The sequence below is a fragment of the Veillonella sp. 27098_8_77 genome, assembly GCF_041431535.1.
Classification (GTDB): domain Bacteria; phylum Bacillota; class Negativicutes; order Veillonellales; family Veillonellaceae; genus Veillonella.
On the sequence record NZ_JAPVXW010000001.1, the window covers coordinates 103,158 to 129,814 of the forward strand.

26 protein-coding genes, 1 tRNA gene and 1 pseudogene are annotated in these 26,657 nt (G+C 38.3%); 26 read left to right on the forward strand and 2 right to left on the reverse strand.

Features of this window, described 5'->3' with window-relative positions:
• Positions 1-100: 100 nt before the first annotated feature.
• Positions 101-2,188: a transglycosylase domain-containing protein gene (locus O3617_RS00465; protein ID WP_371448007.1), complete on the reverse strand. Its 2,088-nt coding sequence runs from the start codon at positions 2,186-2,188 to the stop codon at positions 101-103.
• A gap of 157 nt (positions 2,189-2,345) precedes the next feature.
• Here O3617_RS00465 and tyrS point away from each other — a divergent pair, with 157 nt between their 5' ends.
• From tyrS to O3617_RS00505, 8 genes and pseudogenes are all read left to right on the forward strand, one after another.
• On the forward strand, positions 2,346-3,554 hold the full coding sequence (gene tyrS / locus O3617_RS00470) for a tyrosine--tRNA ligase (RefSeq protein WP_118353966.1): 1,209 nt from the start codon (positions 2,346-2,348) through the stop codon (positions 3,552-3,554).
• Positions 3,555-3,713: 159 nt separating this feature from the next.
• Positions 3,714-3,995 (forward strand): annotated as a pseudogene (locus O3617_RS00475) (transposase); the annotation flags it as partial.
• Between the two features lie 189 nt (positions 3,996-4,184).
• The gene (locus tag O3617_RS00480; RefSeq protein ID WP_371448009.1) at positions 4,185-4,427 is read left to right on the forward strand and encodes a Zn-dependent protease with chaperone function; all 243 of its coding nucleotides are present in this window, start codon (positions 4,185-4,187) and stop codon (positions 4,425-4,427) included.
• Positions 4,428-4,430: 3 nt separating this feature from the next.
• The gene (locus O3617_RS00485) at positions 4,431-4,877 is read left to right on the forward strand and encodes a hypothetical protein (protein ID WP_371448011.1); all 447 of its coding nucleotides are present in this window, start codon (positions 4,431-4,433) and stop codon (positions 4,875-4,877) included.
• Between the two features lie 178 nt (positions 4,878-5,055).
• Entirely contained in the window at positions 5,056-7,437 is a 2,382-nt protein-coding gene (gene ppsA, locus O3617_RS00490; protein ID WP_371448012.1) for a phosphoenolpyruvate synthase, read from the forward strand.
• Positions 7,438-7,543: 106 nt separating this feature from the next.
• Entirely contained in the window at positions 7,544-8,191 is a 648-nt protein-coding gene (locus tag O3617_RS00495; RefSeq protein WP_371448014.1) for a helix-turn-helix transcriptional regulator, read from the forward strand.
• Between the two features lie 3 nt (positions 8,192-8,194).
• Positions 8,195-9,016 (forward strand): pyruvate, water dikinase regulatory protein, encoded by an 822-nt coding sequence (locus tag O3617_RS00500; protein ID WP_371448016.1) that lies wholly within the window; start codon positions 8,195-8,197, stop codon positions 9,014-9,016.
• 71 nt (positions 9,017-9,087) lie between these two features.
• Complete coding sequence (locus O3617_RS00505; RefSeq protein ID WP_371448018.1) at positions 9,088-10,077, forward strand: deoxyguanosinetriphosphate triphosphohydrolase; 990 nt, start codon at positions 9,088-9,090, stop codon at positions 10,075-10,077.
• Positions 10,078-10,146: 69 nt separating this feature from the next.
• Here the strand turns inward: O3617_RS00505 and rpmB are convergent, their stop codons facing one another.
• Complete coding sequence (gene rpmB / locus O3617_RS00510; protein WP_005386334.1) at positions 10,147-10,335, reverse strand: 50S ribosomal protein L28; 189 nt, start codon at positions 10,333-10,335, stop codon at positions 10,147-10,149.
• A gap of 230 nt (positions 10,336-10,565) precedes the next feature.
• On the opposite strand from rpmB, the gene recG reads away from it, so the two are divergent.
• The 18 genes from recG (at position 10,566) to tsaB (ending at position 26,657) form a co-directional block, all read left to right on the forward strand.
• Complete coding sequence (gene recG / locus O3617_RS00515; RefSeq protein ID WP_371448019.1) at positions 10,566-12,608, forward strand: ATP-dependent DNA helicase RecG; 2,043 nt, start codon at positions 10,566-10,568, stop codon at positions 12,606-12,608.
• A 126-nt stretch (positions 12,609-12,734) separates the two neighbouring features.
• Positions 12,735-12,920, forward strand: a complete 186-nt coding sequence (locus tag O3617_RS00520) for a 4-oxalocrotonate tautomerase (protein ID WP_005379145.1) — start codon at positions 12,735-12,737, stop codon at positions 12,918-12,920.
• 85 nt (positions 12,921-13,005) lie between these two features.
• Complete coding sequence (guaB, locus tag O3617_RS00525; RefSeq protein WP_371448020.1) at positions 13,006-14,463, forward strand: IMP dehydrogenase; 1,458 nt, start codon at positions 13,006-13,008, stop codon at positions 14,461-14,463.
• Positions 14,464-14,475: 12 nt separating this feature from the next.
• Positions 14,476-15,198, forward strand: coding sequence for a WecB/TagA/CpsF family glycosyltransferase (locus O3617_RS00530; RefSeq protein ID WP_371448022.1), 723 nt, complete (start codon positions 14,476-14,478; stop codon positions 15,196-15,198).
• A 12-nt stretch (positions 15,199-15,210) separates the two neighbouring features.
• Positions 15,211-15,852 (forward strand): phosphatidylserine decarboxylase family protein, encoded by a 642-nt coding sequence (locus O3617_RS00535; protein WP_371448024.1) that lies wholly within the window; start codon positions 15,211-15,213, stop codon positions 15,850-15,852.
• Complete coding sequence (pssA, locus tag O3617_RS00540; protein WP_371448025.1) at positions 15,845-16,516, forward strand: CDP-diacylglycerol--serine O-phosphatidyltransferase; 672 nt, start codon at positions 15,845-15,847, stop codon at positions 16,514-16,516. Before O3617_RS00535 ends, pssA begins: the two co-directional genes overlap by 8 nt.
• Before the next feature lie 18 nt (positions 16,517-16,534).
• Positions 16,535-17,797, forward strand: coding sequence for a glycosyltransferase family 2 protein (locus O3617_RS00545; protein ID WP_371448027.1), 1,263 nt, complete (start codon positions 16,535-16,537; stop codon positions 17,795-17,797).
• Between the two features lie 17 nt (positions 17,798-17,814).
• Positions 17,815-18,576 (forward strand): 5'/3'-nucleotidase SurE, encoded by a 762-nt coding sequence (gene surE / locus O3617_RS00550; RefSeq protein WP_371448028.1) that lies wholly within the window; start codon positions 17,815-17,817, stop codon positions 18,574-18,576.
• 54 nt (positions 18,577-18,630) lie between these two features.
• Positions 18,631-18,714: transfer RNA gene (locus tag O3617_RS00555), tRNA-Leu, on the forward strand.
• Between the two features lie 90 nt (positions 18,715-18,804).
• On the forward strand, positions 18,805-19,569 hold the full coding sequence (locus O3617_RS00560; protein WP_371448029.1) for a hypothetical protein: 765 nt from the start codon (positions 18,805-18,807) through the stop codon (positions 19,567-19,569).
• An 82-nt stretch (positions 19,570-19,651) separates the two neighbouring features.
• A complete protein-coding gene (gene acpS / locus O3617_RS00565; protein WP_371448031.1) occupies positions 19,652-20,020 on the forward strand; it encodes a holo-ACP synthase in 369 nt (122 codons plus the stop codon).
• A 3-nt stretch (positions 20,021-20,023) separates the two neighbouring features.
• Complete coding sequence (locus tag O3617_RS00570; RefSeq protein WP_371448032.1) at positions 20,024-21,592, forward strand: NAD(P)H-hydrate dehydratase; 1,569 nt, start codon at positions 20,024-20,026, stop codon at positions 21,590-21,592.
• A 4-nt stretch (positions 21,593-21,596) separates the two neighbouring features.
• Positions 21,597-22,535, forward strand: coding sequence for a ComEC/Rec2 family competence protein (locus tag O3617_RS00575; protein WP_371448033.1), 939 nt, complete (start codon positions 21,597-21,599; stop codon positions 22,533-22,535).
• A gap of 168 nt (positions 22,536-22,703) precedes the next feature.
• Positions 22,704-23,795: an N-acetylmuramoyl-L-alanine amidase gene (locus O3617_RS00580; RefSeq protein WP_371448035.1), complete on the forward strand. Its 1,092-nt coding sequence runs from the start codon at positions 22,704-22,706 to the stop codon at positions 23,793-23,795.
• Between the two features lie 2 nt (positions 23,796-23,797).
• Entirely contained in the window at positions 23,798-24,358 is a 561-nt protein-coding gene (locus O3617_RS00585; RefSeq protein ID WP_371448037.1) for a GerMN domain-containing protein, read from the forward strand.
• A gap of 98 nt (positions 24,359-24,456) precedes the next feature.
• Positions 24,457-25,434, forward strand: a complete 978-nt coding sequence (gene thiL, locus O3617_RS00590; protein WP_371448038.1) for a thiamine-phosphate kinase — start codon at positions 24,457-24,459, stop codon at positions 25,432-25,434.
• The gene (tsaE, locus tag O3617_RS00595; protein ID WP_371448039.1) at positions 25,427-25,918 is read left to right on the forward strand and encodes a tRNA (adenosine(37)-N6)-threonylcarbamoyltransferase complex ATPase subunit type 1 TsaE; all 492 of its coding nucleotides are present in this window, start codon (positions 25,427-25,429) and stop codon (positions 25,916-25,918) included. Before thiL ends, tsaE begins: the two co-directional genes overlap by 8 nt.
• Complete coding sequence (tsaB, locus tag O3617_RS00600) at positions 25,902-26,657, forward strand: tRNA (adenosine(37)-N6)-threonylcarbamoyltransferase complex dimerization subunit type 1 TsaB (RefSeq protein ID WP_371448041.1); 756 nt, start codon at positions 25,902-25,904, stop codon at positions 26,655-26,657. The genes tsaE and tsaB overlap by 17 nt, the downstream gene beginning before the upstream one ends.

The window sequence follows — 26,657 nt, forward strand, 5'->3', positions numbered from 1 at the left end:
AAATAAAAGAAGCAGACTCACATGAGTCTGCTTCTTTTTTGTAATAGAAAAGAGGCAAAACCATGTGGTTTTGCCTCTTAGCATGTCGATCAGCTATAAGTTAGCGATCTTTCTTCTTATCTTTTTTAGACTTCGATTGACTTGGTTTGGAATCTGAAGATTCTACCTTGGATGATGAGTCATCATCTTTTGAGATTGCATCGTTTTTATCCTTATCATCCTTTTTATCTTTGTCATCTTTTTTGTCTTTATCGTCCTTTTTCGGAGCCTCTTTCACCGGATTATAATGTCCTTCACTAACAGCTGCTTGAGCGCTAGCTGGTACATTAAAGTCGGAAGCAGGGGTATTAGCTAATGCAGCCGACATAAATTGTCTCCACATTACTGCCGGCGTTGAACCACCGGTAATACCTAATGTTTCAGATCCGTAGTCATCGCCAATCCAAACAGCAGCAACTAAGTCAGGCGTATATCCAACGAACCAAGCATCTTTTTCATCATCTGTTGTACCTGTTTTACCAGCTGCAGGTCTACCGATAGCAGCATTGCCACCAGTACCACCAGTGATAACAGATTCTAACATATCAGTGATGATAGCAGCATCTTTTTCTTCAACGACGCGCTTTTCTTGGATGGAATTTTCTTCCACCACTTGTCCGTTGCGATCCACGATTTTTATGATGGCTGTAGGTTGAACCTTAACGCCACCATTAGCAAGTACACCGTAGGCTTCTGCCATTTCTAATGGTGAAACACCATGCGTTAAACCACCGAGAGCGGTTGATAAGTTATTATCTTCATCGGTTAATGTGGTGATACCCATTTTTTTAGCTAAGTCGATAATCTTAGACATGCCTACTTCATCAGCTATTTTTACAGCTGGTACGTTACGAGAATGTTGTAATGCATAACGGTAAGTAATATTGCCTTCATAGTTTCGTTCATAGTTTTGAGGACGCCAGCCATTAAAATCAACAGGACTATCATCAACGATGGAACCTGGAGTTTTACCAGATTGAATAGCAGCTAAATAAACGAATGGTTTCATAGCAGAGCCTGGTTGACGTTCCGCTTGTGATGCACGGTTAAAGGCATCATCTCCACGACCACCGACCATGGCAACGATATAACCATTATGTGGATTCATTGCTACGATAGCACCTTGTGGTTGGTGTAGACCATTTTGGTCAGTATACATAGTTGGTAGATTTTGCATTGCTGCAACTGCAGCATTTTGAGCATCCATATCGAGAGTGGTATAAATTTTTAGACCATCTTTATAGATTGCATCATCACCATATTTTTCAGAAATTTGAGCAATTACGTAATTGATAAAATAAGATGCATTGTTGTTTTCGTGAGTTTGCTCTTGCTTAGCAACTAAACCTAAATCTGCTTCGCGAGCTGCATCGGCTTTATCTTGTGTGAGGTAACCATACTTAACCATTTGGCCCAATACAACAGCCTGGCGTTTTTTACCGGCCTCTAAGTTGTTGAATGGGGAGTAGTAGTTAGGACTTTGAGGTAACCCAGCAAGCATAGCACATTGAGCTAATGTTAAATCGCGTACATCTTTACCAAAGTAAACATGGGCTGCTGATTGAACACCATACGCACCTTGACCAAAATAAATTTGGTTCATATACATTTCTAGAATTTCTTGTTTGGTATAGTGCTGTTCAATTTTAAGTGCTAATAAAGCTTCGGAAATCTTACGTTTGAGTGTTCTATCTTGGGAAAGAAATGCATTACGAGCCAATTGTTGTGTGATTGTGGAACCACCTTCAGCTACACCACTATGTACAATATTAACCCAGATAGCACGTAAAATACCGATAGGGTCGATACCATGATGGCTATAAAAACGAGAGTCTTCAGTAGCTACAAAAGCATCTTGTAATTCTTTTGGTACTTCGTTAATTGGAACTGGCAATCGATTCTCTGTGGAATGAACCGTAGTAATTAAATTGCCATGTACGTCATAGATCTGAGACGATGCAGATGGTCGTACATTCGATACATCTGGAAGGTTAGACATGGTAGCACTTATAAATCCACAACCGCCACCGGCTACAATAAGAACAAGTAATAATACAATCATCCAAATCGTCTTTTTAGTTGATGCCTTTGGATTGCTCGGGTTAGGAGCTGGCTTACGACGAGCTCTTATATTTGAGTTATTACCCATAGAGTCACCTCTTTTTTAAAGTAAATATAACGTAAAATATATTACGCAGTTATAAATAGTATACCATAAAAGACATAAAACAAACACTATATATAATTGTGAAAGCCTATTTATAATGGTATACTATAAAGAACAGATTTTATGTAGGAGGATTTCCATGATTACAGCACAAGAACAAGTGCGCCAAATTACACATGGCGTATCTGGAATAATTAATGAAGAAGACTTAGTCAAAAAAATAGAACGATCTATTAAAGAGAATAAACCATTGATCGTAAAATTGGGCCTCGATCCTACGGCTCCTGACATTCATTTAGGTCATACCGTACCACTTCGTAAGCTTCGCTTGTTCCAAGAATTTGGCCATCAAGTGGTTATTGTAATCGGTGGTTTCACAGCACGTATCGGTGACCCTACTGGTAAAAGCGTAACACGCCCACCACTTACTAAGGAAGAAGTATTAAAAAATGCGGAAACTTATAAGACACAAATCTTCAAGGTATTAGACCCTGAAAAAACAATTGTACGCGATAATAGTGAATGGCTTGAATCCATGAACTTTGCTGATGTACTTCGCTTAGCAAGTTCTTATACAGTAGCACGTATGATGGAGCGCGATGACTTTGATAAACGCTACAAAGAAGGTCGTCCTATTGGCGTCCATGAATTCATGTACCCATTGATGCAAGGTCAAGACTCTGTAGCATTGCATGCGGACGTTGAATTTGGTGGTACAGATCAAACTTTCAACCTACTTATGGGTCGTCACTTGCAAGAGTTGGCAGGACAAGAACCTCAAGTAGTTATTACTATGCCATTGCTTGAAGGTCTTGATGGCGTTCAAAAGATGAGTAAATCCTTGGGGAACTACATCGGTATCGATGAAGCCCCTAAAGATATGTATGGTAAAGCCATGTCTATTCCTGATGAATTGATGATGCGTTACTTCATGCTCGTTACGGATATGTCTATCGAAGATCAAGACGACATGGAAGAACGCTTAGAAAATGGCACATTGCACCCACGTGATGCAAAAATGCAATTGGCAAAAACTATCGTTCGTTTATATCATGGTGAACAAGCAGCGCAAGAAGCGGAAGATGAATTTAAACGCGTATTCCAACAACATGCATTGCCAACCGATATTCCTGAATATGCTATTGATAAACCTAGCGAAGCTATTTTCGTACCACAATTCTGTACAGATGCTGGTTTGACTGCTTCTAATGGTGAAGCACGCCGATCCATTAAAGCTGGTGCATTCAAAGTCAACGGTGAAAAATATGGCGAAGAAAATCTAGTTCTTGAAGACGGTATGATTGTTCAAGTAGGTAAGCGTAAATTTATCAAAATTAAATTTAACTAATATAAAACTGTGATGAGGTTTGAACTGCACCCCAAAAATTGGACACAATTTTTGGAGGTGCAGTTTTTTTATGTCAAAATACTCAAAAGAAGTTAAAGAAAAAGTAAAGCCTTTAAGAATAGACCAAATAGCAAAGGCTGCATCTTATATTCAGATTAAGGCTGGCAGTACCAGCATAGTACTTATCAAGAAACATTAAAAAATCACGCTATCATCCAAAGTATGTCTCGTAAAGGAAGCTGTTTGGATAATAGCGTGATGGAAAACTTTTTTGGTTTGTTGAAGTCAGAGTTGTTATATTTAGAAAAGTTTGATTCCTATGAAGATTTCATTAGTAAATTAAAGGATTATATTGATTATTACAATACAAAACGCATTAAGCTCAAATTAAAAGGAATAAGTCCGGTAGAATACCGAACTCAGTCCCAAAAAGTAGCTTAATTATATCTGTCCAAGAAAATGGCTGTAGATTACCTAGTCAGGTAAATGCTGAATTAGGCTCAAATACAGATATAGCAACAACAAATATTTATAACTATATGGTTGAGCCTATAAAAACTATAGATATAAAGACTGAGGATGATAGAGAAAAAGATAGAGAGTATTATTTAAAAGCATCGGAGTAAATATATGAAACCTGAATTTTTTCCTTATTTCTGGATTATCTATGTTAATTATGTACTATACAAACGTTATAAAGAAAATAAGCATTTAAACAAATATGAAATCATATTAGCGATTGTAAGTTCAATTATTATTTGTGGTGGTCACTTTTTTATGATATATTTTGACTTTAGCAAAGATATACAATTTATAATAGATATATTTTTTCTAGCGTGTATTATAATTATGAAAATGGTATTTGGGGTATAATAAATGGAAATAATAAAATGGTTTGGGTTTAATACAATTCCTATAGGTATTATTATATCTATATTTCTATTAATTTATGGGAAGATAAAACATATTAAATATTTAGATCCTGAGGTTCCATTAGGACGTTTATTGTTCCTTGTGGGGAATACATTTGCACTCGGTATTGGATTTTTTTCAGTAAAATATGGACCAGCAGCAATGGACTCTAAAACCATTACCGAGGGTATTATGTATATCATTCTCGGGTATTCCTTTTGTATATATGGTTTTACTTTCTTTTTTATGACCGGTATGAGACGATCCTATGATATAGGATTGCCGTTTTGGATCTATCCTCTATTTATTGTTGTTACTAGTTTAAGTAGGCTTGTTGATGAAGATATCTTCCAATTTCTGCTTCTAGGCATGTATATTTTCTTATTAGAGCCTGGAAGAAACAATAATTAAATAATACCTATGTATTGAAAAGATGGTTGTTTACTATAAGGCAATCATCTTTTTTGGTTTTTCTCAATTTATTTTGCATATTAATGCCTATAAAAATTGACATAATTTCGATTAAGGTATACTATTTATATATAAAAGGTTTAATGTGTTGCACTAATTACAAACAGGAGGTTCTCACATGAATCGCGAAACAGCTTATGTATTATGGTTTGATGAATTAAAACGTGAAGATGTAAATTTAGTAGGTGGTAAATCCTCATCCTTAGGTGAATTAACTTCCTCTACAAATGTACCTGTACCTTATGGTTTTGCAACAACTGCATATGGGTATCGTGAATTTATGAAAGAAACTGGCCTTGAAGATCGTATTCGTCAAGAGTTAGATGATTTAGATGATGTAGAAAACTCTGCATTACTTCGCGAAGTTTGTACAAAAATTCGCCGTATGATTTGTCAAGAAGAAATGCCTGCTGCATTGGCTGAAGCTATTCGCAAATCGTATGAAGAATTAGGTGAAAAGGTAGGCGAAAAAGATCCGTTCGTAGCTGTTCGTTCTAGTGCAACTGCAGAAGATTTACCAGATGCTAGCTTTGCTGGTCAACAAGATACATATTTAAATGTTCGTGGTGCAGATACAATCATTGAAAAAGTAAAAGAATGTTATGCATCTACATTTACAGATCGTGCAACATATTACCGTGTAAAACAAGGCTTTGACCATATGACAGTAGCGTTAAGTGCAGCTGTTCAAATGATGGTATTCTCCAAAGCTGCTGGCGTTATGTTTACGGTTGACCTTGTAACAGGCAATGACAATAATATCTTAATCGAAGGTTCTTGGGGCCTTGGTGAATATGTAGTACAAGGTACAGTTACACCAGATAACTTCCGTGTAGATAAACAAAAAATGGTTATCACTGATCGTATGATTAATGATAAAAATATTCGCCTTGTACGTAAAGCTGATGGCGATTGCATAGAAGAAATCGTACCTGCTGATGAAGCTAATAAACAAGTTATTTCCGATGAACAAGTATTGGAATTAGCTGAATACGCTAAAGCTATTGAAAAACATTATGGCTGCTACATGGATATGGAATGGGGCGTAGATGAAAGAAATGGTAAAATCTGGATTCTTCAAGCTCGTCCAGAAACAGTATGGTCCAGAAAAGATAAATCTGAAAAAATTGCAGATACAAGCGTAGCAACTACAACAGATCGTGAAATCGTAGTTAAAGGTTTACCAGCATCCCCAGGTAAAGCTGCTGGTAAGGCACATGTTATCATTAATCCTGAAGATATTGATGAGTTTAAAGAAGGCGAAATCCTTGTTACAGCTATGACAGCACCTGACTGGGTTCCAGCTATGAAAAAAGCCAAAGCTATCGTTACAGATGCTGGCGGTATGACTTGCCATGCGTCCATCGTTAGCCGTGAACTTGGTATTCCTTGTATCGTTGGTACTAAGAGCCGTAGCCATGAAGCTACAACTTCTATTAGAGAAGGCCAAATGATTACTGTTGATGCAACTAATGGTATTGTTTATGATGGCGTATTAGAAGATGTTGTTAAACCAGCTGCACCACAAGAACAAGCTGTGGTAGCAAGTGAATACATCCCTGTAACTGGTACTAAGATTTACATGAACTTAGGCGATCCAGATTTGGCTGAAAAATACGGTGTATTGCCTTGTGATGGTATCGGTTTAATGCGTGAAGAGTTCATTTGGACTACATTCATCCATGAACATCCATTGCACCTTATCGAAACAGGTCGCAGTGATGTAGCCGTCAACACATTGGCAGAAGGTATGCGTAAGGTATGTCAAGCATTAGCGCCTCGCCAAGTAGTAGTTCGTTTAAGCGATTTTAAATCCAGTGAATACCGCGACCTTAAAGGTGGTGACAAATATGAACCACATGAATCCAGTGCATTGCTTGGATGGCGTGGTGCTTCCCGTTACTATGATCCTAAATATACACCTGCTTTCAAATTAGAATTAGAAGCAATCAAAAAGGTGCGTAATGAATTTGGTTTCAAAAACTTACAAGTTATGATTCCATTCTGCCGTACTGTAGAAGAGGCTGAACTCGTAACTAACTTGATGGCTCAAGAAGGACTTGTACGCGGTAAAGATTTCAAAATCTGGCTCATGGCTGAAATTCCAGCAAATATTATCTTAGCTGACCAATTCAACAAATACGTAGATGGTTATTCCATCGGTTCTAACGATTTGACAATGCTTGTTCTAGGTTGTGACCGCGATAATGAAACAGTTCAACACATTTATGATGAACGTAATTTAGCCGTTCGTAGAGCTATTCGTCATCTTATCGAAGTGGCTCATAAAGATGGTAAAACAGTATCCATCTGTGGCCAAGCACCAAGTGTTTACCCTGAACTTTGTGAATTCTTAGTTAAGAGTGGTATCGATTCCATCTCTGTTAACCCAGATGCGGTTAAGAATACTAAGAAGATGGTGGCTCAAATTGAGCAACGCATGATGATGGATGCACTTACAGGTCGTGGTCGCCAAGATGTAGAAGAACTTGAATGGTAATAAAGATATACTTTATTTGATGATGTAAAGAGGAGGCGAGTGAGCCTCCTCTTTTTATAAAATGATACATAGGATATAATATTCATATGTGAAAGGAGGGACGGGTGTGAAACTTTCAAAACGACAAGAAGCAATAGCCCATATTGTACGTGAAAAAGGACCTGTTACGGGAAGTGCTATAGCGGAACATTTGGATGTAACGCGCTCTGCATTGCGCTCAGACTTGGCTGTTCTCACCATGATTGGCGTTCTCGAAGCAAGACCTAATGTGGGGTATTACTATGTGGGATTGTCGCCAAAGGACCAAACTGCTGAAATTTTGAGGTCATATAGTGTACATGATGTGCTTTCACAAGCTGTTATTGTATCACCAGAGACCAATCTATATGATACAATCGTAACCATTTTTACAGAGGATGTAGGTACGATTTTGGTCTGCGAAGGTTCCTATTTACAAGGTGTTGTATCACGCAAGGATTTATTGCGTGCTTCTATAGGTCAAACCGATGCACATACAATGCCTATATCGATGATTATGACACCCGTTAGCAAAGTTATTACCGTAGAACCATCGGATTCGTTAGCTGTGGCGGCGCAAAAAATGATTGACTATGAAGTTGATTGTTTACCTGTTATAGTTAGAGAAGATGATGAAACACAAGATAGTCCTAAAAAACGATTAAAGGTAGTAGGACGTGTATCTAAGACTACCGTTACTAAAGCGTTTTTAGAATGTAGTACTCAAGAGGTATAAAGCATGGCAGAAAAAATTATTTATGCGATATCTGATTCCTTAGGCGAAACTGCAGAGGCCGTTGCGAGAGCGACAGCAAGTCAGTACGACAAGGAACAAATTGAAATTGTTCGCATACCATATATCGAAGATAAAGCTCAAATTGATGAAATTATACAAGATGCTAAAAACGGTAATCACGTGATTTGTCATACCATAGTATCGTTAGAATTGCGCAATTATTTACATGAAAAAGCATCAGAGAATAATATTCCTGCTGTTGATATTATGGGCCCTGTATTGGATGCAGTAGGTACTGTAGCATCTACGAAACCACGTATGACGGCCGGTATGGTTCATAAATTAGACCAAGAATATTTTAAAAAGGTAGAAGCTATTGAGTTTGCTGTCAAATATGATGATGGTAAAAATCCATCTGGCTTTGAAAAGGCTGATGTTGTGATTATCGGTGTATCTCGTACAAGTAAAACGCCGTTATCCATGTTTTTAGCGTATAAAAAAATCAAGGCGGCTAACTTACCACTAGTTCCAGAGGTGCCATTGCCAGAGGAATTATTTAAGATTCCGCCTAAGAAAATTGTGGGGTTAATTATTGATCCATATAAATTGAATAATATCCGCAGTGAACGTTTGCGTGCTATTGGCTTAGAAGATGAGGCTAATTATGCCTCTATTGAGCGCATTAATTCTGAATTAGAATATGCAAAAGCCATTATGCGTCGTCTACATTGCCAAGTGCTTGATGTTTCTAACAAATCCATTGAAGAAACAGCATCTCTTGTTATGCAATTAGTAGATAAAAACCGTATGGCTGCCGGAAAATAAATAGGGGAGGCGTAAGCCTCCCTATTATTAAATACTATAATATTGTTAATATTTTTTGATGAAGAGGTACTATGAATATTAGAGAACGTATAGAAGAAAGAGAAGATATGATCTTATCTCCTTATGCGGCGAGAAGCAGTATGGCATTGCGCGATATTGATGAAGAGCCAGATCCACTACGTACCGCATTTCAACGAGATCGAGATCGAATTATACACAGTAAATGCTTTCGTCGTCTAAAACATAAGACCCAAGTATATATTGCGCCGGGTGATCATTATAGAACAAGAATGACGCATACCCTTGAAGTAGGACAAATCGGTCGTACTGTTGCGCGTGCTCTTAGACTTAATGAAGATTTAGTGGAAGCCATTGCGATGGGGCATGATGTGGGGCACACGCCATTTGGTCATGTCGGAGAATATGCATTGCGGGATATGGTAGGTCATTTTAACCATAATGAGCAAAGTTTGCGCATGGTTGAAGTATTAGAGAAACATGGCAACCGACAAGGCCTTAATCTTACAAAAGAAGTACGAGATGGTATTTTAGGGCATACGGGGCCGACCATACCATCTACATTAGAAGGGCAGATTATACGTATTGTTGACCGTATTGCGTACTTGTGTCACGATTATGATGATGCACAACGGGCTGGTATGCTAGAAGCTAACGATTTACCAGAAGAAGTGCGATTTTATTTTGGTGATACTCCGTCTAGCATGATTACGGCCATGGTGAAAGATATGGTGGAACAATCTTTGGATAAACCAGCGATTCAGATGTCTGCTGATATTGAAAGCACGATGAATGTTTTTAGACAGTTTATGTTTAAAAACGTATATCTTGCACCTGCATTGATTCCTGACCGTAATAAGGCAGCCCATGTAGTGAAAAATTTATTTACACACTTTATGGAGCATCCGCATGATATAGAAACCTATGTAGAACGAAATGGTGTGTATTCCACTGTTGATATTGTTGACTATGTGGCAGGATTAACTGATCAATATGCCATAAAGCTATTTAAAGATTATTTTATTCCCAATATTACGCTGTAATAGGGCGACAAAAAGACCGTTACCAAATGGTAACGGTCTTTTTGTTTAAGAGTACATGTACTATTTATTTTACGCGCGTGTAATTTTATTAGAACGAAGGCAGCGAGTGCATACATTTACTTTTTTTGTAGCACCGTCTACAACCGCCCGTACTCTTTGAATGTTCGGTTTCCAAGTTTTTCTTGTGCGAATGTGAGAGTGACTCACGTTCATACCGCTAGATGTGGATTTGCCACATACTTCGCAAAGGTTTGCCATAGTTTCCACCTCCAAGCTTAATCTATAACATAACAAAAGTATATTATCATAAAGACAAGGTTTAAGCAAGTGTTTTTACTACATGCATTGATATTTTATGAAATATACTACAATATTTGGTATACTATAGCTAATATTGTAGTCGAAATCTATGAGATATGGCAAGAGAAATATAAAAATGGATATATTTTTACTATATTCATTAATTATATTATATGTGAGGCATTATAATGAACGAAGCACTGACCTCTATTAAGGGAATTGGACCAGGTCGAGAAAAACAACTTCATAAATTAGGCATTGATACTGTATCCAATCTATTGGCCTATTTTCCACGCTCCTATGAAGATAGACGCAAAATTTATTCCATAAAAGAATTGGAAACAGGAATTACTGCGGGGGTTGTAGGTACTGTCGTATCCATTATGGAAAAACGGCCACGGCCTCGATTATCTATTTTAGAAGTTACTATCACAGATGGTACTGGTCCGATGAAGATTGTATTATTCAATCAAGGATATAAAAAGAATTTTTACAAAAAAGGACAACGCCTCTATGCGTACGGTAAGGCCGAATTTCAATATGGTTCAATGCAGATGAATTCTCCGCAAATAGAAAATCTTGGGCCAGATGCTATGCCAGACACGGGCATTGTCCCTATTTATCCCTTGGTGGATGGCGTTTCTCAATATGTGGTGCGCGCATCGATTCGAAATTGGTTCGAAGCGCATCATACAATGGACGAAATTTTACCGCCTGAAATTATGGAACGTCACACGTCTATGAAACGATATGATGCATTTAGAGAAATGCATTTTCCTTCTAGTAGTGAAAGTTATGAAGAAGCACGGTATCAATTGGCCTATGAAGAACTATTTATCATGCAGTCGGGGTTGGCTCTGCTTAGAAATAAAGAGCAATGTCATGTAGGGCCTAAGATGGAACCAGATGGGGTACTAATGGCACAATGCAGGTCGTATTTACCATTTAAACTAACCGGTGATCAGGAACGTGCTGTAACAGAAATTTCACAAGATATGCAAGATGAACGGCCCATGCAACGATTATTACAAGGTGATGTAGGTTCTGGTAAAACTGTGGTAGCTACGCTGAGTCTTGTGAAAGCCGTAGAAAATGGATACCAAGCAGTTATCATGGCACCTACAGAAATCTTAGCGACTCAACATTTTGAAGGGATAACTGAATTTTGTAAAAATTTGCCTATTAAAATTGCATTACTTACAGGATCCACACCTAAAAAAGAAAAGGATAGAATCTATGAGGAGTTAGCAAATGGAACCATTCAATTGATTATCGGTACCCATGCGCTCATTCAGGACAAGGTTCAATTCAAGAATTTAGGATTGGTTATTATCGATGAACAGCATCGTTTTGGTGTTAATCAGCGTGCCGCATTACAACATAAGGGCGTATATCCTCATGTATTGATTATGACGGCCACACCGATTCCAAGAACAATGACCCTATCTGTATATGGTGATTTAGCGGTATCCCTTATTAAGGAAATGCCTCCAGGTCGTAAACCGGTTAAGACCTATGTAGTAGATAGCTCATATAAAGAACGATTGCGCGTGTTCTTTGGTAAGGAAATGGCGGCAGGTCATCAAGTATATGTGGTTTGCCCTCTAGTAGAGGAGTCTGAAAAACTAGATTTGCAAGCAGCAGAAGACCTCTTTTTGGAATTGAAAGACTATTTTTATAAAAGTTTTGAAGTAGGCCTTGTTCATGGGCGTATGAACCCAAAAGAAAAGGATGAGGTGATGCAAGCCTTTCATGATGGCCGTATTCAATTACTTGTGTCTACAACCGTCATCGAGGTTGGCGTCAATGTTCCTAATGCGACAATTATGTGCATAGAAGGGGCCGAGCGCTTTGGCTTATCCCAATTACACCAATTACGAGGTCGCGTGGGACGTGGTGACATTCAGGCGTATTGCATATTAGTTAGCGATTCTAAGGGGGATGTTAGTCAAGAGCGTCTGCGATTGATGGAATCCACGCAAGATGGATTTGAATTAGCAGAACAAGATTTATTGCTTCGAGGTTCGGGGCAATTGTTTGGACTTGCGCAATCAGGATTACCTGATTTGCGGGTGGCTAATATCATAAAAGATATAGATATACTAGTTACGGCACGTAATGATGTACTGTCATATATTCGAGAATTTGGCATCGATCAACTAGAAATTCAAATGAAAGAAGAATTATCTAAAAGATTTGGTGAAAAATTTCTTAGAATATTGTATAATTAAGAGGTAGGGCTAATAATTCTATAAGGTGCGATAATACTAGGTTTTATCTAGGTTTTCCCCTTGTATATAACGGCCTATTCTCGTATAATATAAAAAACAATATTTTTGTATCTATGGAGGTGCCATATGCCATTAATTCATGTTGAACTCGTTGAAGGTCGTACAAAAGAACAAAAGAAACAATTAGGTGAAGCAATCACTAAGGCTACTGTAGACATCGTAAAGGTTCCTGCAGAAGCAGTAAAAGTTATTTTTGTAGATATGAAAAAAGATGATTTCATGGAAGGCGGCATTTTGCGGTCTGAACGCTAATGAAAGCTACGATTATCCGTTCTAGCCCAATGGGCTAGAGCGGGTCGTAGTTTTGTTTTTTATTATACGAGAAAGGAAAAAACAAATGAGAGACGATAAATTCGGTATGCGTGGATTGACTTTTGATGATGTATTGTTAGTGCCGGCAGCATCTGATGTATTACCATATCAAGTAGATTTAAAGACACAATTAACACGTGATATTTCACTGAATATTCCAATGATTAGTTCTGGCATGGATACTGTTACTGAGTCCCGTATGGCTATTGCCATGGCTCGTGAAGGTGGTATGGGTGTTATCCATAAAAATATGTCCATTGAAGAACAAGCTCATGAAGTTGATACAGTTAAACGTTCTGAGCATGGTGTTATCGTTGATCCGATTTTCCTAAGCCCTCAAAATCTTCTTTCTGATGCAGAAGAATTGATGCGCAAATATAAAATCTCTGGTGTACCTATTACAGAACATGGTAAACTAGTAGGGATCATTACAAATCGCGATATGCGTTTTGAAACTGATTTATCCCGTCAAATTGGTGAATGTATGACAAGTGAAGGTTTAGTTACCGCTCCTGAAGGTACTTCCTTGGAAATGGCTAAATCCATTTTGAGCAAACATCGTATTGAAAAATTACCATTAGTTGATAAAGATGGTAATTTAAAAGGCTTAATCACTATTAAAGATATTGAAAAAGCTACAAAATATCCTAATTCTGCAAAAGATACTAGTGGCCGTCTATTAGTTGGTGCTGCTGTTGGTGTATCCAAAGATATGTATGATCGCCTAGATGCTCTCGTAGCAGCTAAGGCTGATGTAATCATCGTCGATACTGCCCATGGTCATTCTGCAGGTGTATTGCGTACACTAAAAGAAATTAAACAAGCATATCCGCATATTCCAGTTATTGCTGGTAATGTGGCAACGGCAGCTGGTACGGAGGCTCTTATTGAAGCTGGTGCAGATGCTGTTAAAATTGGTATTGGACCTGGCTCTATTTGTACAACACGTGTCATTGCTGGTATTGGTGTACCTCAAATCACTGCTGTCTATGAGTCCGCTCAAGTAGCAAGACGCTATGGTATTCCGATCATCGCTGATGGTGGTATTAAATATTCTGGCGACATTGCGAAAGCGATTGCAGCTGGGGCCAATGTTGTTATGATGGGTAACATTCTTGCTGGTACTGATGAAAGCCCAGGAGAAACTGTTATTTACCAAGGCCGTTCCTATAAAGTATACCGCGGTATGGGTAGCTTAGGGGCTATGAAGCTTGGTAGTAAAGATCGTTATTTCCAATCAGAAGCTAAAAAATTAGTTCCTGAAGGTATCGAAGGTCGTGTACCTTATAAAGGTATGTTGGCGGATACTATTTTCCAAATGGTTGGTGGTTTACGTGCAAGTATGGGATACTGTGGTTGCCATAATATTAAAGAAATGATTGAAAATACTCAATTTATTCAAATTACGGCAGCAGGCTTGAAAGAAAGTCATCCACATGATGTAAGTATCACCGTAGAAGCACCAAATTATAGTGGTTTATAATGGAGTATTATTTTGAGTAAACGTATTTCGGTATTATCCGTCCCTATTGATTGCATCACTATGGACGAAGCAGTTTCAAAAATTATAGAGATGACAGAGCAACCAGGGCTACATCTTGTAGCAACTGCCAATGCTGAAATGGTTATGCTAGCAAATCAGGATCCCGTGTTACACGGGATCTTGAATTCAGCTAGTCTAGTTGTTCCTGATGGAGCTGGTATATTGTGGGCAGCGGAACGCATGGGTGAAAGAGTGCCTGAACGCGTTACTGGTGTTGATATTACCAAAGAATTGTTTAAACAAGCTGTAAGCAATCAAATCCCCGTATATTGTTTAGGTGCTGCTCCTGGGGTAGCACAAAAAGCAGTTTCTAATTTACAAGCAATGTATGGTACTATTAATATAGCTGGTATCCATGATGGTTTCTTTGATGAAGCAGAGGAACAACGTATTATTAACGATATTAAAACTTCGGGTGCTAAGCTCGTATTTGTTGCATTAGGTGTGCCAAAACAGGAACAATGGATTTCAAAAAAACTATCCTCTTTACAAGGCGTTGTGGCCATTGGTATAGGAGGGTCTTTTGATGTATTGGCTGGAAATATTCCACGCGCACCACATTGGATGCAACGAAATCGTTTAGAATGGTTGTATAGATTGTATCTAGAACCTAAACGTATAGGCCGAATGTTGGCTATACCAAAGTTTATGTGGACTGTTATTAAGAATAAATAGGGGAGTTTAGTTGTGCCTACAGGACCAATAATAAAAGAAGGATTTCCTTTAATCGGAGTGATGCTCTTCATCACGATTATAGCGGCGTATTTTGGATATTATAGTATCGCAATTATTACATTTATTTTGGCATTATTCTTTGTGAACTTTTTTAGAAATCCAAAACGCAACATTCCTACTGATCCAGATGCTATTTTATCTCCTGCTGATGGAAAGGTTATGGAAATTGAAGATGTATATGAAGATTTGTACTTACATCGGGAATGTAAAAAGGTAACAATCTTTTTATCTGTTTTTGATGTACATGCAAACCGCGCTCCTATTGAAGGTAAAATTACATATCGTCATTATACGATGGGGAGTTTTTTACCTGCTTTCAAAGAAGATGTGGGGTTTGAAAATGAACGTCATACAATTTGTATAGAAAACGATAAAACAGAAGTACTCGTAACACAAATTGCAGGTTTATTAGCTCGTCGTATTGTTTCTTGGACAGATCTTGATAGTGTATTACAACGTGGCCAGTTATATGGTATGATTAAATTTGGTTCATGTACTGAAATTTACATGGATAAAAATGTAGAGATTTGCATTGAAAAAGGTCAACATATTACTGGTGGCGATACGATTATCGGGAGGCTCGGTCATGAATAAATCAATTATTCCAAATTTATTTACTAGTTCTAACTTAGCATTTGGTGTTATCGGCATTACATTGGCCGCTACGGGCAATACATTTGGAGCGGCTATTTGTGTGATATTATCGCTGATTGCAGATGGTTTAGATGGACGTGTGGCACGTGCATTAGGCGTAGCAGGCCCAATGGGACGTGAGCTGGACTCTTTATCCGATGTAGTTGGGTTCGGTGTTGCACCAGCATATATGTTGTATGTTCATGATTTACAAGGCTTAGGGTGGATCGCCTATGTTCCATTGTTGGCATTTGCTGTATTCGGTGCATTTCGTTTAGCCCGTTTTAATATCAAAACAGATGAAGTTCACGGCTATTTTGAAGGGCTACCTATCCCAGCAGCAGGTTGTTTAGCGGCTACTTATGTATTGTGTGGTGTACAAGTACCACAATTGGTTGTGTTTGTATCCATGATTATTGTTGGTATCCTTATGGTTAGTGAAGTAAAATATCCTGACTTTAAAGGTCACAGTGCAGTTCGTATTAGCAAAATTGCTATCGCATTGGTTGCTCTTATCATCATTGCTGCATTGGTATATGATTGGCATACATGGGCTGTTATGATTTTTACTGGTTATGTGTTGTTTGGTCTGTTTAATACGGCGTTGAATATAGTGCGCAAATAGACTGTGGAGGTTTGTCTTATGGATTACCTACTGGATCTGATATTGATCCCTATGCAGGTAATAATCGTAATTTATACGGTTTATTATTTCGTACTTGCCGTTATAGGTATGTGGCGGTCTCGAGTTCATAAAAACTATACGCCAAAAAATTCATTCGCCATTGTTGTGTGTGCTCATAATGAAGAGGCTGTAGTAGGAGAGCTCGTAAAAAATCTAAAAAGTTTAGACTACCCTGATGAATTATATGATATCTTTGTCGTAGCAGATAATTGTACTGATAAGACTGCTGAAGTGGCTAGTGCTGCTGGGGCTAATGTACATGAACGCTTCAATAAAGAAGAGGTCGGTAAAGGCTATGCCATGGGGTGGATGTTTGACCGCGTGGATCAGATGGATAGGAAATATGATGCGTTTCTTATCTTTGATGCTGATAACCTAGTACATCCTCAATTTATGTTAGAAATGAATGATCACCTCGAAAAAGGTGAATCTGTTATTCAAGGGTATCTTAACTCCAAAAACCCTACAGATTCATGGGTTGCGGGCACTTTCTCCATCATGTTCTGGATGGTTAACCATATGTGGCATTTAGCCAAATATCGTATTGGTTTATCAACGGCACTTGGCGGTACGGGTATGTGTATTCGTACATCTATTATTAAAGAATACGGATGGGATTGTACAAGCTTAACGGAGGACATGGAGTTCTCTATGAAGTTATTAACACATGGCATTAAGACGACATGGGCTCATGATGCTATCGTGTATGATGAAAAAGTAACAACTATGATGGCTTCTTGTAAACAACGTTTGCGTTGGGCACAAGGTCAATTTGATTGTGCAGATCGTTATATTCCTAAATTATTTGCAGCGGGTATTAAGCAAGGTAATATTGTCATTTTAGATGGTATTTTGCAAGTGAGTCAGCCTTATTTCTTATTGTTGACGACTGTATATTTGGTATTTTCTTATATCAATGCATATGTACCGATTTACACCAATATTTTGTACCAAATTATGCCTATGTCCGTATGGCAAATTATTGGTATTGGACAATATCTATTCCCATTAATTGTATTGTTGAAAATTAAGGTACCACCTAAAATTTGGTTTTACTACTTGTTATATCCAATTTTTGTATATTCATGGGTTCCAGTAAATATTTTAGGCTGGTTCCGTCGTCATAATAAGGAATGGTCTCATACGGTGCATACAAGAGCTGTTGGCTTGGAGGATGTTAAATTAACTCGTATGGGAGATATGAATAAGAATAAAAAATAGAATCTATAGGAGTGACTATGCATATCTTAATGTGTAACGATGATGGCATTTTAGCTGATGGCTTACGCCAATTAGCGACGTATTTAAGTCAATATTATCGTGTTACCGTTGTAGCACCAGCTACTGAACAAAGTGCTAAATCCCATGCATTGACGACTGAGATTCCTTTAAAATTAGATGCGTACAATGGCGAGGATGAAAATCCTCGCCTTTATGCACTTACAGGAACTCCATCTGATTGTATGAAATTTGGCCTCAGTTATTTATTAGCCGATGACATGCCTGATCTTGTTATTTCAGGTATTAATCATGGCTTTAATTTAGGTTCTGATGTATTGTATTCGGGAACCGTATCTGCAGCCATGGAAAGTGCTTTTTATGGAATCCCTGGCCTTGCTTTATCTGTAGAGCGATATTCGATTGAGCGTGGTCATGAAATGCATCCGTTTATTCATGAATTAATTGAGAAGATTTATGTAAATGAACATTTTGATGGCCTATTAAATGTTAATTTCCCAATGCGAGGCATTTGTGATTGGGAACATTTTAAGATTGTGAGCCAAGGACTTCAAACGTATAGTAATATAATAGATGCTAGAATCAATTCGCGAGGCCAAGATTATTATTGGTTGGCTGGTGATTTGGATTGTGGTAAAGAGGATGTACCTACAGATGTCGAATACGTTCGAAAAGGTTATATTACAGGTGTAACATTGACTTGGAAACAACAAGATAATGAATCGATGAATAGATTAACAAATATTTTAGATAAAATATAAAATTTTTGTTGACATGCATTTGTTATTCCGATATAATAACAAATGTTCCGAGATGCCGGAGTGGCGGAATGGCAGACGCACTTGACTCAAAATCAAGCGGGTAACACCGTGTGGGTTCAAGTCCCACCTCCGGCACCAACTACAAGCGGAAACGCTTGCACAGGTGATAAGAGTAATCTTATCACCTGTTTTTTGTTTATAAAGCTTGCATAGATAATAGAGGTCACTATGGATATACAACATATTATGGATTATCTACCAACAACATATGCACTGCATCAACAGGAAGTGACTAAGACTATGGTTGATTTAAAACTATTAAAGGAAGTACCTATTGATAGCTCGGTCAATCAATGTCAAGGATTTTGCTATAACTCAAAAAAAGACGTTTTCGTACTGGCTTGTATCAATTCTGAGAATACGAGACAAGTTATATATGAATTGGACCCGAAAACATTTGATATTGTTGGGATCTATAAGTTTCGTAATTCTATGGAGTTGGCTCATATGAATACGCTTACCTATAATCCGGATACGAATTTGTTGTATACTACGAATGCCAAGGTTGATGGACATCGTATCACTACAATAGATGCAGATACAATGATAATTAAGGGCTCTATTACTATTCCTGAACGGGTATTTAATTTAGCCTATGATAAAAAGACGAATCAGTTTATATCGATTGTCCCTATCGATGCTACAATGAGACGTATCAATTACTATACATCACAGTTTCAACTAGTTCAGTCTAAAGATATAGATGCTAATTATGATGATTATAATAATAATGGTGCCTTTGCTAATGATGGTAACACTATATTTGCAACATTATCCACCGTTATTACTGTAGATAAAACGGGTAACGTTACTAAGATTGCTTCTTTTCCCAAAAATCTTGAAATTGAAGATATGGATATGCGTCATAACATAATGTATGCAGCTGTTAATATGAATCATAAGGTTTTTATTTATACTATGCTTAACTATTAATAGACTGCACTTCATCAATGATTAATCTAACAAAATTGTGTATAATGAAATGATAGATAATCAACATATAAGAGGTTATGATATGAGATTAGGCACAGATATAATAGAAATTGATAGAATAAAAAAAGCCATAGAACGTTCGGACCGCTTTCGACAGCGCGTATATACGGAACGTGAAATTGCTTATTGTGAAAGTAAACGCACAGGAATCTATCAATCCTATGCGGGGATTTACGCAGCAAAAGAGGCTTTTTTGAAAGCACTGGGGACTGGATTACGTTACGGTTCATGGCATGATATTGAGGTGAGCCATGATGAATTCGGGGCTCCATTTCTAAGCATAACAGGGGCTTTCAAAACAATCATGCAAGAACGAATGTATACTGAATCTATAGTTTCTATTAGTCACTGTCAGTCGTACGCTATGAGTACGATCATCATAAAGGGGTAATTTATGTACAGTTTAACGAGAGAAGCATCACAGCATATTGATGCTTATGTACCGCGTCATCTACACGTACCGTTGGAGTTGCTCATGGAAAATGCAGGTCGAGGTATAGCTGATGCGTTGGTAGATGTAGAAGGAGAACGTTTTCACGAGGATCCTTTTACAGGTATGGTTCTATTTGTGTGCGGTGTTGGCAACAATGGAGCCGATGGACTGGTAGCGGCTCGTCATTTAATGGAACAAAGAATTCCCGTTACCATTGCATTAGTAGGCAATGTATCACATGGTAGTGAGCTATTTAATAAACAACTGACCATGGTGCGCGCCATGGGAATTGATATTGTTTCTTTTGAAAGTTTTAGTGACTGGTCCCGTGTTCATGTTGTCGTAGAAGGTTTGATGGGAACAGGTTTTCAAGGTGAATTACGAGAATCTGTAACATCTGTACTACATGACATCGATGTGGAACGCAATCAATATGGATTTTCTCTATGGGCTATCGATGTGCCCGCTGGTGTTGATGCCACTACAGGACAGGCTTCTGATTATGCATTATCTTATGATACGACAGTAACCTTTGGATCTATTAAAGAGGGGCTATTGTTATATCCTGGTAAATCCTTGGCAGGCACAGTAATAATCGCACCATTGGGAGTGCCTTGGGAATTAGCATTAGAATCAGAGGCGCCGTTTAACACATCTCATTATGTTTTGTATGATCGTTTAGCCTCATTGGAACTCAGTGATCGTATGCCGCAGGCACATAAGGGGGTTAATGGTAATGCTTTAATTGTGGGCGGTTCTGAATCAATGGTAGGGGCACCTATCATGAGCGCAGAGGCAGCTGTACAAGGTGGGGCCGGTAAGGTTTCATTAGCAGTTCCTAATGGTGTGCGACCTATTGTTCAGTCTAAATGCATACCAGAAGTCATGGTATTGCCATTAGAAAATATAGGTTCCATTAATTTACAATCGTATGACGTCGTTGCCGTTGGCCCTGGACTAGGTCGCACAGATGAAGCTAAAGTATTGGTAAATTTTTTGTTAGAACGACAATCGGGACATATGGTTATCGATGCAGATGGCCTATATGCTCTCGGTACGATTGGTCATGTATATGCACATGGTGATAAGACAATTACTTATGAAGGTAATATGCAGTTCAAAAATTGTATTATGACCCCGCATTTAGGAGAATTCAGCCGGCTTATTGATACATCCATTGATTTTATAGAAAAACATTATGTAGATTTAGCGATTCAATTTGCTGTCGCTCATAATGTAGTGCTCGTTTTAAAAGGAATACCTAGTTTAGTTGCCTTCCCTACAGGAGAAGTATATATCAATATGCAAGGTAATCCTGGTATGGGAACCGGCGGCATGGGTGACGTGTTAACTGGCATTATCACGGCCTTTGTAGCACAAGGCTATGCTTTACAGTCTGCGGCTTTATTAGGTGTGTATGTACACAGTCGAAGCGCTGATATATTGGCTGAAGAAAAACCTTGGGGTTATACGCCAAGTGATGTAAGCCAATCCGTTGGTTTGGTACTACAAGAGTTATTGAAAGGATAGGTATATGACGCGATTACAACGAATACTACTATGCTTCGTAGCTTTATTAGTGCCACTGTTTGTGCTAGCAGGTTGTTCAAATTCAGATGTATCCAAAGCAGCTACACAAGCCGTGTCGGCATCATCCAATTATTCTATTGATACAAAGCAGACCAATGCAGAAGGTCATGTTGATATTTATATGCTAGATATTGGCCAAGGGGATGCAATACTTCTTAAAGTTGGTGATGAGTATAGCATGATTGATACGGGCGATATAGAACATCGTGAAAATATTGTAGCCCAACTACATAACCTTGGTGTTACTAAGTTAAAAAATGTTATCATCACACATCCTCATGCAGATCATATGGGTGGTTTCTTAGCTATTGCAAAGGCGATGCCTATAGAACATGTATATGACGATGGTATCTCTGTCGATAATAATATGTATAAAACATATGAAAAATGGATTGAGAAAAAGAATATTCAACGCACTACGTTAAAGAAAGGTAGTACTGTTGATTTTGGTCATGGTGCAGTATTTGTAGTATATGCGCCTTGGGATGATACATTAGTAGATAAAAAAGGGCAACCGGATTTAAATAATAATTCTATTGTTGGTAAATTTATATTTGGTAAATTTTCTATGCTCTTTACCGGTGATGCAGAATTACAAGAAGAACAACGGCTTATAAAAGAGCAAAATAGTAAGCTCTTTGCTCGTATTTTGAAGGTGGGGCATCACGGATCGCGCACAAGTAGTTCTGAAGATTTCCTAAAATCCGTCAAACCAGAGAGTGCATTAATCTCTTGTGGGTTATATAATAAATATGGTCATCCTCATGATGTGACATTACGTCATTTGAATGAACACAATATCGCCATTTATCGTACAGATACGATGGGACGTATTCACATTAGTACGGATGGGAATGAATGGCAAATTTCTACAGAACGATGATAGATATGTATAATCCGTATACATATCTTCATGTTTGTATGAAATAATTTATCTATAATCTAACATTAGTTTATGGATAGATTGGAACGATGAGACGAAGCATTAGTATCATCGGCTCATCTCTATGGTTTGGACAAAAAGTATGTCAGTTAGATTGGAGTGAATGTATTGCGTAAACTATTTTTGATTTGCTTTGCTTTTCTCATGGCTATTCCACTGATGTTAAGTCAAGCAAAGGCTGCTAATTTACAGGATGCTCGTTGGGTAACGAGAACTGATGCACCTGTTCCATATGTACGTATGGTTATGGATTTATCGACTCCTGTAAAAGCGGCAGCGTCCATCAGTAAAGATGGAAAAATGACAACGGTTACTTTGAAGAATACAAAGCTAAAAACAGCGAAGAATACAATTTATATGGATTCTTCTATTGCTAGCGTAGCTCAATTTTCACAAGTTGGTAAAGATGTGGCAGTTACGATTAAAACTCCATCCGCATTGGATACTAATGATGTGAAGGTATTTTCTTTGAAGAAGGATACAGTCAATCAAAAGCCGTATCGAATCGTTGTAGATGTACAGAAAAAAGGCGTGGCTCCAAAACCTATCAATTATGGTAAGAAACCATCCCCAGCTACAGCGCCAGCAAGTAGTAAAGGGTCCGGTAAATACTCTGTATCAGGAGGATTATCCGGTAAGGTAATTACTATTGATCCAGGTCATGGTGGTAGCGACCCAGGTGCTATTGGCCCTACAGGGTTCCAAGAAAAAAGTGCAACATTACCGATTTCTAAATATTTGAAATCAGCTCTAGAAGCTCGCGGTGCTAAGGTATTCATGACTCGTACTACAGATGTCGATGTTTATGGTCCTAATGCGAGTGGTGTTGATGAGTTGGGGGCTCGCGTTAATATAGCAAACTCCCATAATTCAGATGCTTTTGTAAGTGTTCATATTAACTCTTTCAACAACCCAAGTGTAGGTGGCATTGCTACATACTACTATTCTAAAACTAGTAATGACGCTCGCTTAGCACAAAAAGTACAAAATCAAATTGCTAATGTACCAGGTTTCAATGGTGACAGAGGTATCCAAGAAGGTAATTTGTATGTATTGAGACATACAAATATGCCGGCTATTCTCGTAGAATTAGGCTTTATTTCTAATCCTAATGAAGAACGTGCATTGAAGAGCGACCAAACAGAACAAGACTTTGCTAATCGCATTGCTGCTGGTATTGCTAGTTACTTTGGAGGCTAAGGATGAATATTCGAAATCAAATAACAGTGATTGCTTGTATCGGCATCCTAGCTTTTACAGCGGGCTGTAATTCCAATCAAATGCAAAACACAGGTTCTGCAAACGTAAGCCAAGAGGTGAAGGTCAATAAAGATGCTGAAACTGCTAAGGCTTCTAGTGAATCCGTTAAAATGGTATTCTTTGTTCCTACTGAAGATGGTTCCGGTGTTAAACAACAATCCGTGGATATTTCAGCAGATAAGGTAACGCCAAAGGCTGCATTACTTGCCATGTTAAAGGCTGATCGCCAACAAAAGTATCCTATTTTTGATAAGGCGATAGAAATCAATTCTGTAACTGTTAAAGATGGCATTGCCTCTGTAGAGGTAAACAAAGCTTTTGTTGATGGCAAAGGTGGCGACCTGACTGTTAAGTTGCAAATGGCTGCTATCGTGAATACATTGACATCCTTTGATAATATCAATGGTGTGCTCTTTGTATGTGATGGCAAAAAGGTTCCTGTCGTAGGGGCATTCGATACGAAAAGTCCTGTTAAACGGATGGATCAACTCATAAAAAAATAATGTACGAATCGACCTCATCGGTATGATGAGGTCGATTTTTTTTGCATTCCTATATATGTTACAATACATATAGTGCATAAGATAAAAAGGGTGATATTGTGGAACTTAAAACTCTTGGTGAATTTAATTTCATACATAGTATTGAATCGGATACAATATATGACGATAGAACAGTGGTGCAAGGCATCGGCGATGATTGTGCTATTTATAGGGCAACGGAAGGGTATGACCAACTCGTAAGCACGGATACCATGGTGGAAGGCGTTCATTTTAGCTTTCACTACATGATGCCTTATGATGTGGGATATCGTTTGATGACGGCTAATTTGAGTGATATTGCTGCGATGGGAGGTATACCTCGTCAAGTTGTACTGTCTGTGGCTGCATCTGGTCATATAGATACGCGAATTTTAGATGAAATTTATAGAGGTATTAAGGAGCAATGCCAACGATATCATGTAAATCTTATTGGTGGTGACACGGTCAGTACAGATGGACCTATGGTATGGACCATTACCATCATAGGCGAGGTACCTAAAGGTAAAGCGATACTACGAAGCGGTGCCGAACCTGGAGACGTAGTGGGCGTTACTAATTATATCGGTTATGCTGCAACAGGGTTAGGCTCTTTATCATATAACCTTGATGGCTATCCTATGACGCGCATTGGTCATCAACGACCAGAACCACAGATTGAATTAGGCCAATCGTTACGCGAACTTGGTATTCACAGTATGAATGATATTAGCGATGGTCTTAGCAGTGAGTTAAATGAAATCGCAAAAGCATCTCAAGTTTCGATTGTCATTGATGAATCGCTTATACCGTTGCATGAAGAAACATATAAATTAGCAAACACATTACATACTAATCCTGTTGATTATGCATTGTTGGGTGGCGAAGATTTTCAGCTCGTATTTACGGCGCCTAAGGAGCTTTCACAGACATTAGAACAGTTGGGACCTATTACATTAATAGGTGAGGTCATAGAAGGAAAACCGATGGTACAATCGGTGACTAAGGATAAAGAGATACGCTTATTAGAAGCGAAAGGATATAATCATTTTCATGAGTAAAAATAAAGTTATATTAGAAACGTATTCCGTACAGGATACGCAATGTTTTGGCGAACGCCTAGGACAGTGGGTCAAAGAGTCTGGTAGTCCACTATGCATGGCATTAATTGGTGATTTAGGGACTGGTAAGACTCATATGTCTCAGGGTATAGCAAAGGGACTTGGCGTGTCGGAGGATATTACAAGTCCTACATTTTCTCTTATGAATACCTATATGACATTGGCCGGTGAAATATACCATTTTGATTTATATCGCATGGACGATGTAAGTGAATTAGAAAATATTGGATTTTATGAATTTACAGAGAATCAAGTTGCCATCGTAGAGTGGGCAGATAAGTTTGAAGATGAATTGCCCGATGAAACGTTATGGATTCATATTGATTCGATTGATACTCACTCTAGACGGATTACATTAGAGAGCGATGTACTTGACGCTGAAACATTAAATACTTTAGGAGGTACGTATGTGGTTGGGAATTGAAACGAGTTCTGTCGTTTCTAGTGTTGCTGTAATGAATGAAAGTCAGTTACTTGGTGAAATTACAATACAAGCCAGCCTGACTCATTCTGAGCAATTAGTACCTCATATTCAATCATTGCTAGAGATGACGCGGGTAGAAAAATCCGATTTAAAAGGAATCGTTGTTGCTAGTGGTCCTGGTTCCTTCACGGGTTTGCGCATAGGAATGGGAACGGCAAAGGCGATGGCGTATGCATTACACATACCTTTATACGGTGTTATGACTATGGATGGATTAGCGCGTAATATTCCATACACTACAGATACGATTTGTACGGTAATTGATGCGCAAAAGAAACATGTCTATGCGGCTCTGTATATATATGATGGAGAGCATTTACAGGTTAAAGAAGAGCCATTCGTAGTAGAGGCTGCTTCATTAGTAGAACGATTACGAAACCAACATAAACGCGTCATATTTGTGGGCGATGGTATTAAGCGGATTGCTCCACTAGTAGAAGATGATGAGTTATTAATCATTGGTGATTCTATCTATCGCATACCTAAGGCTAGTTCTTTATTATTAAGTGCTCGTCCTATGATTGAACGCGGGGAAAGTGCCGATCCTATGGATATGATACCGTACTATATTAGACGGTCCGAAGCAGAAGTATTGTGGGAAGAAAAACATAAAGATAATCCTGCTATGTTACAGGAGAATCCTACAGTCACTGTAATCGAAGCGGCAGGTGAAAAATAG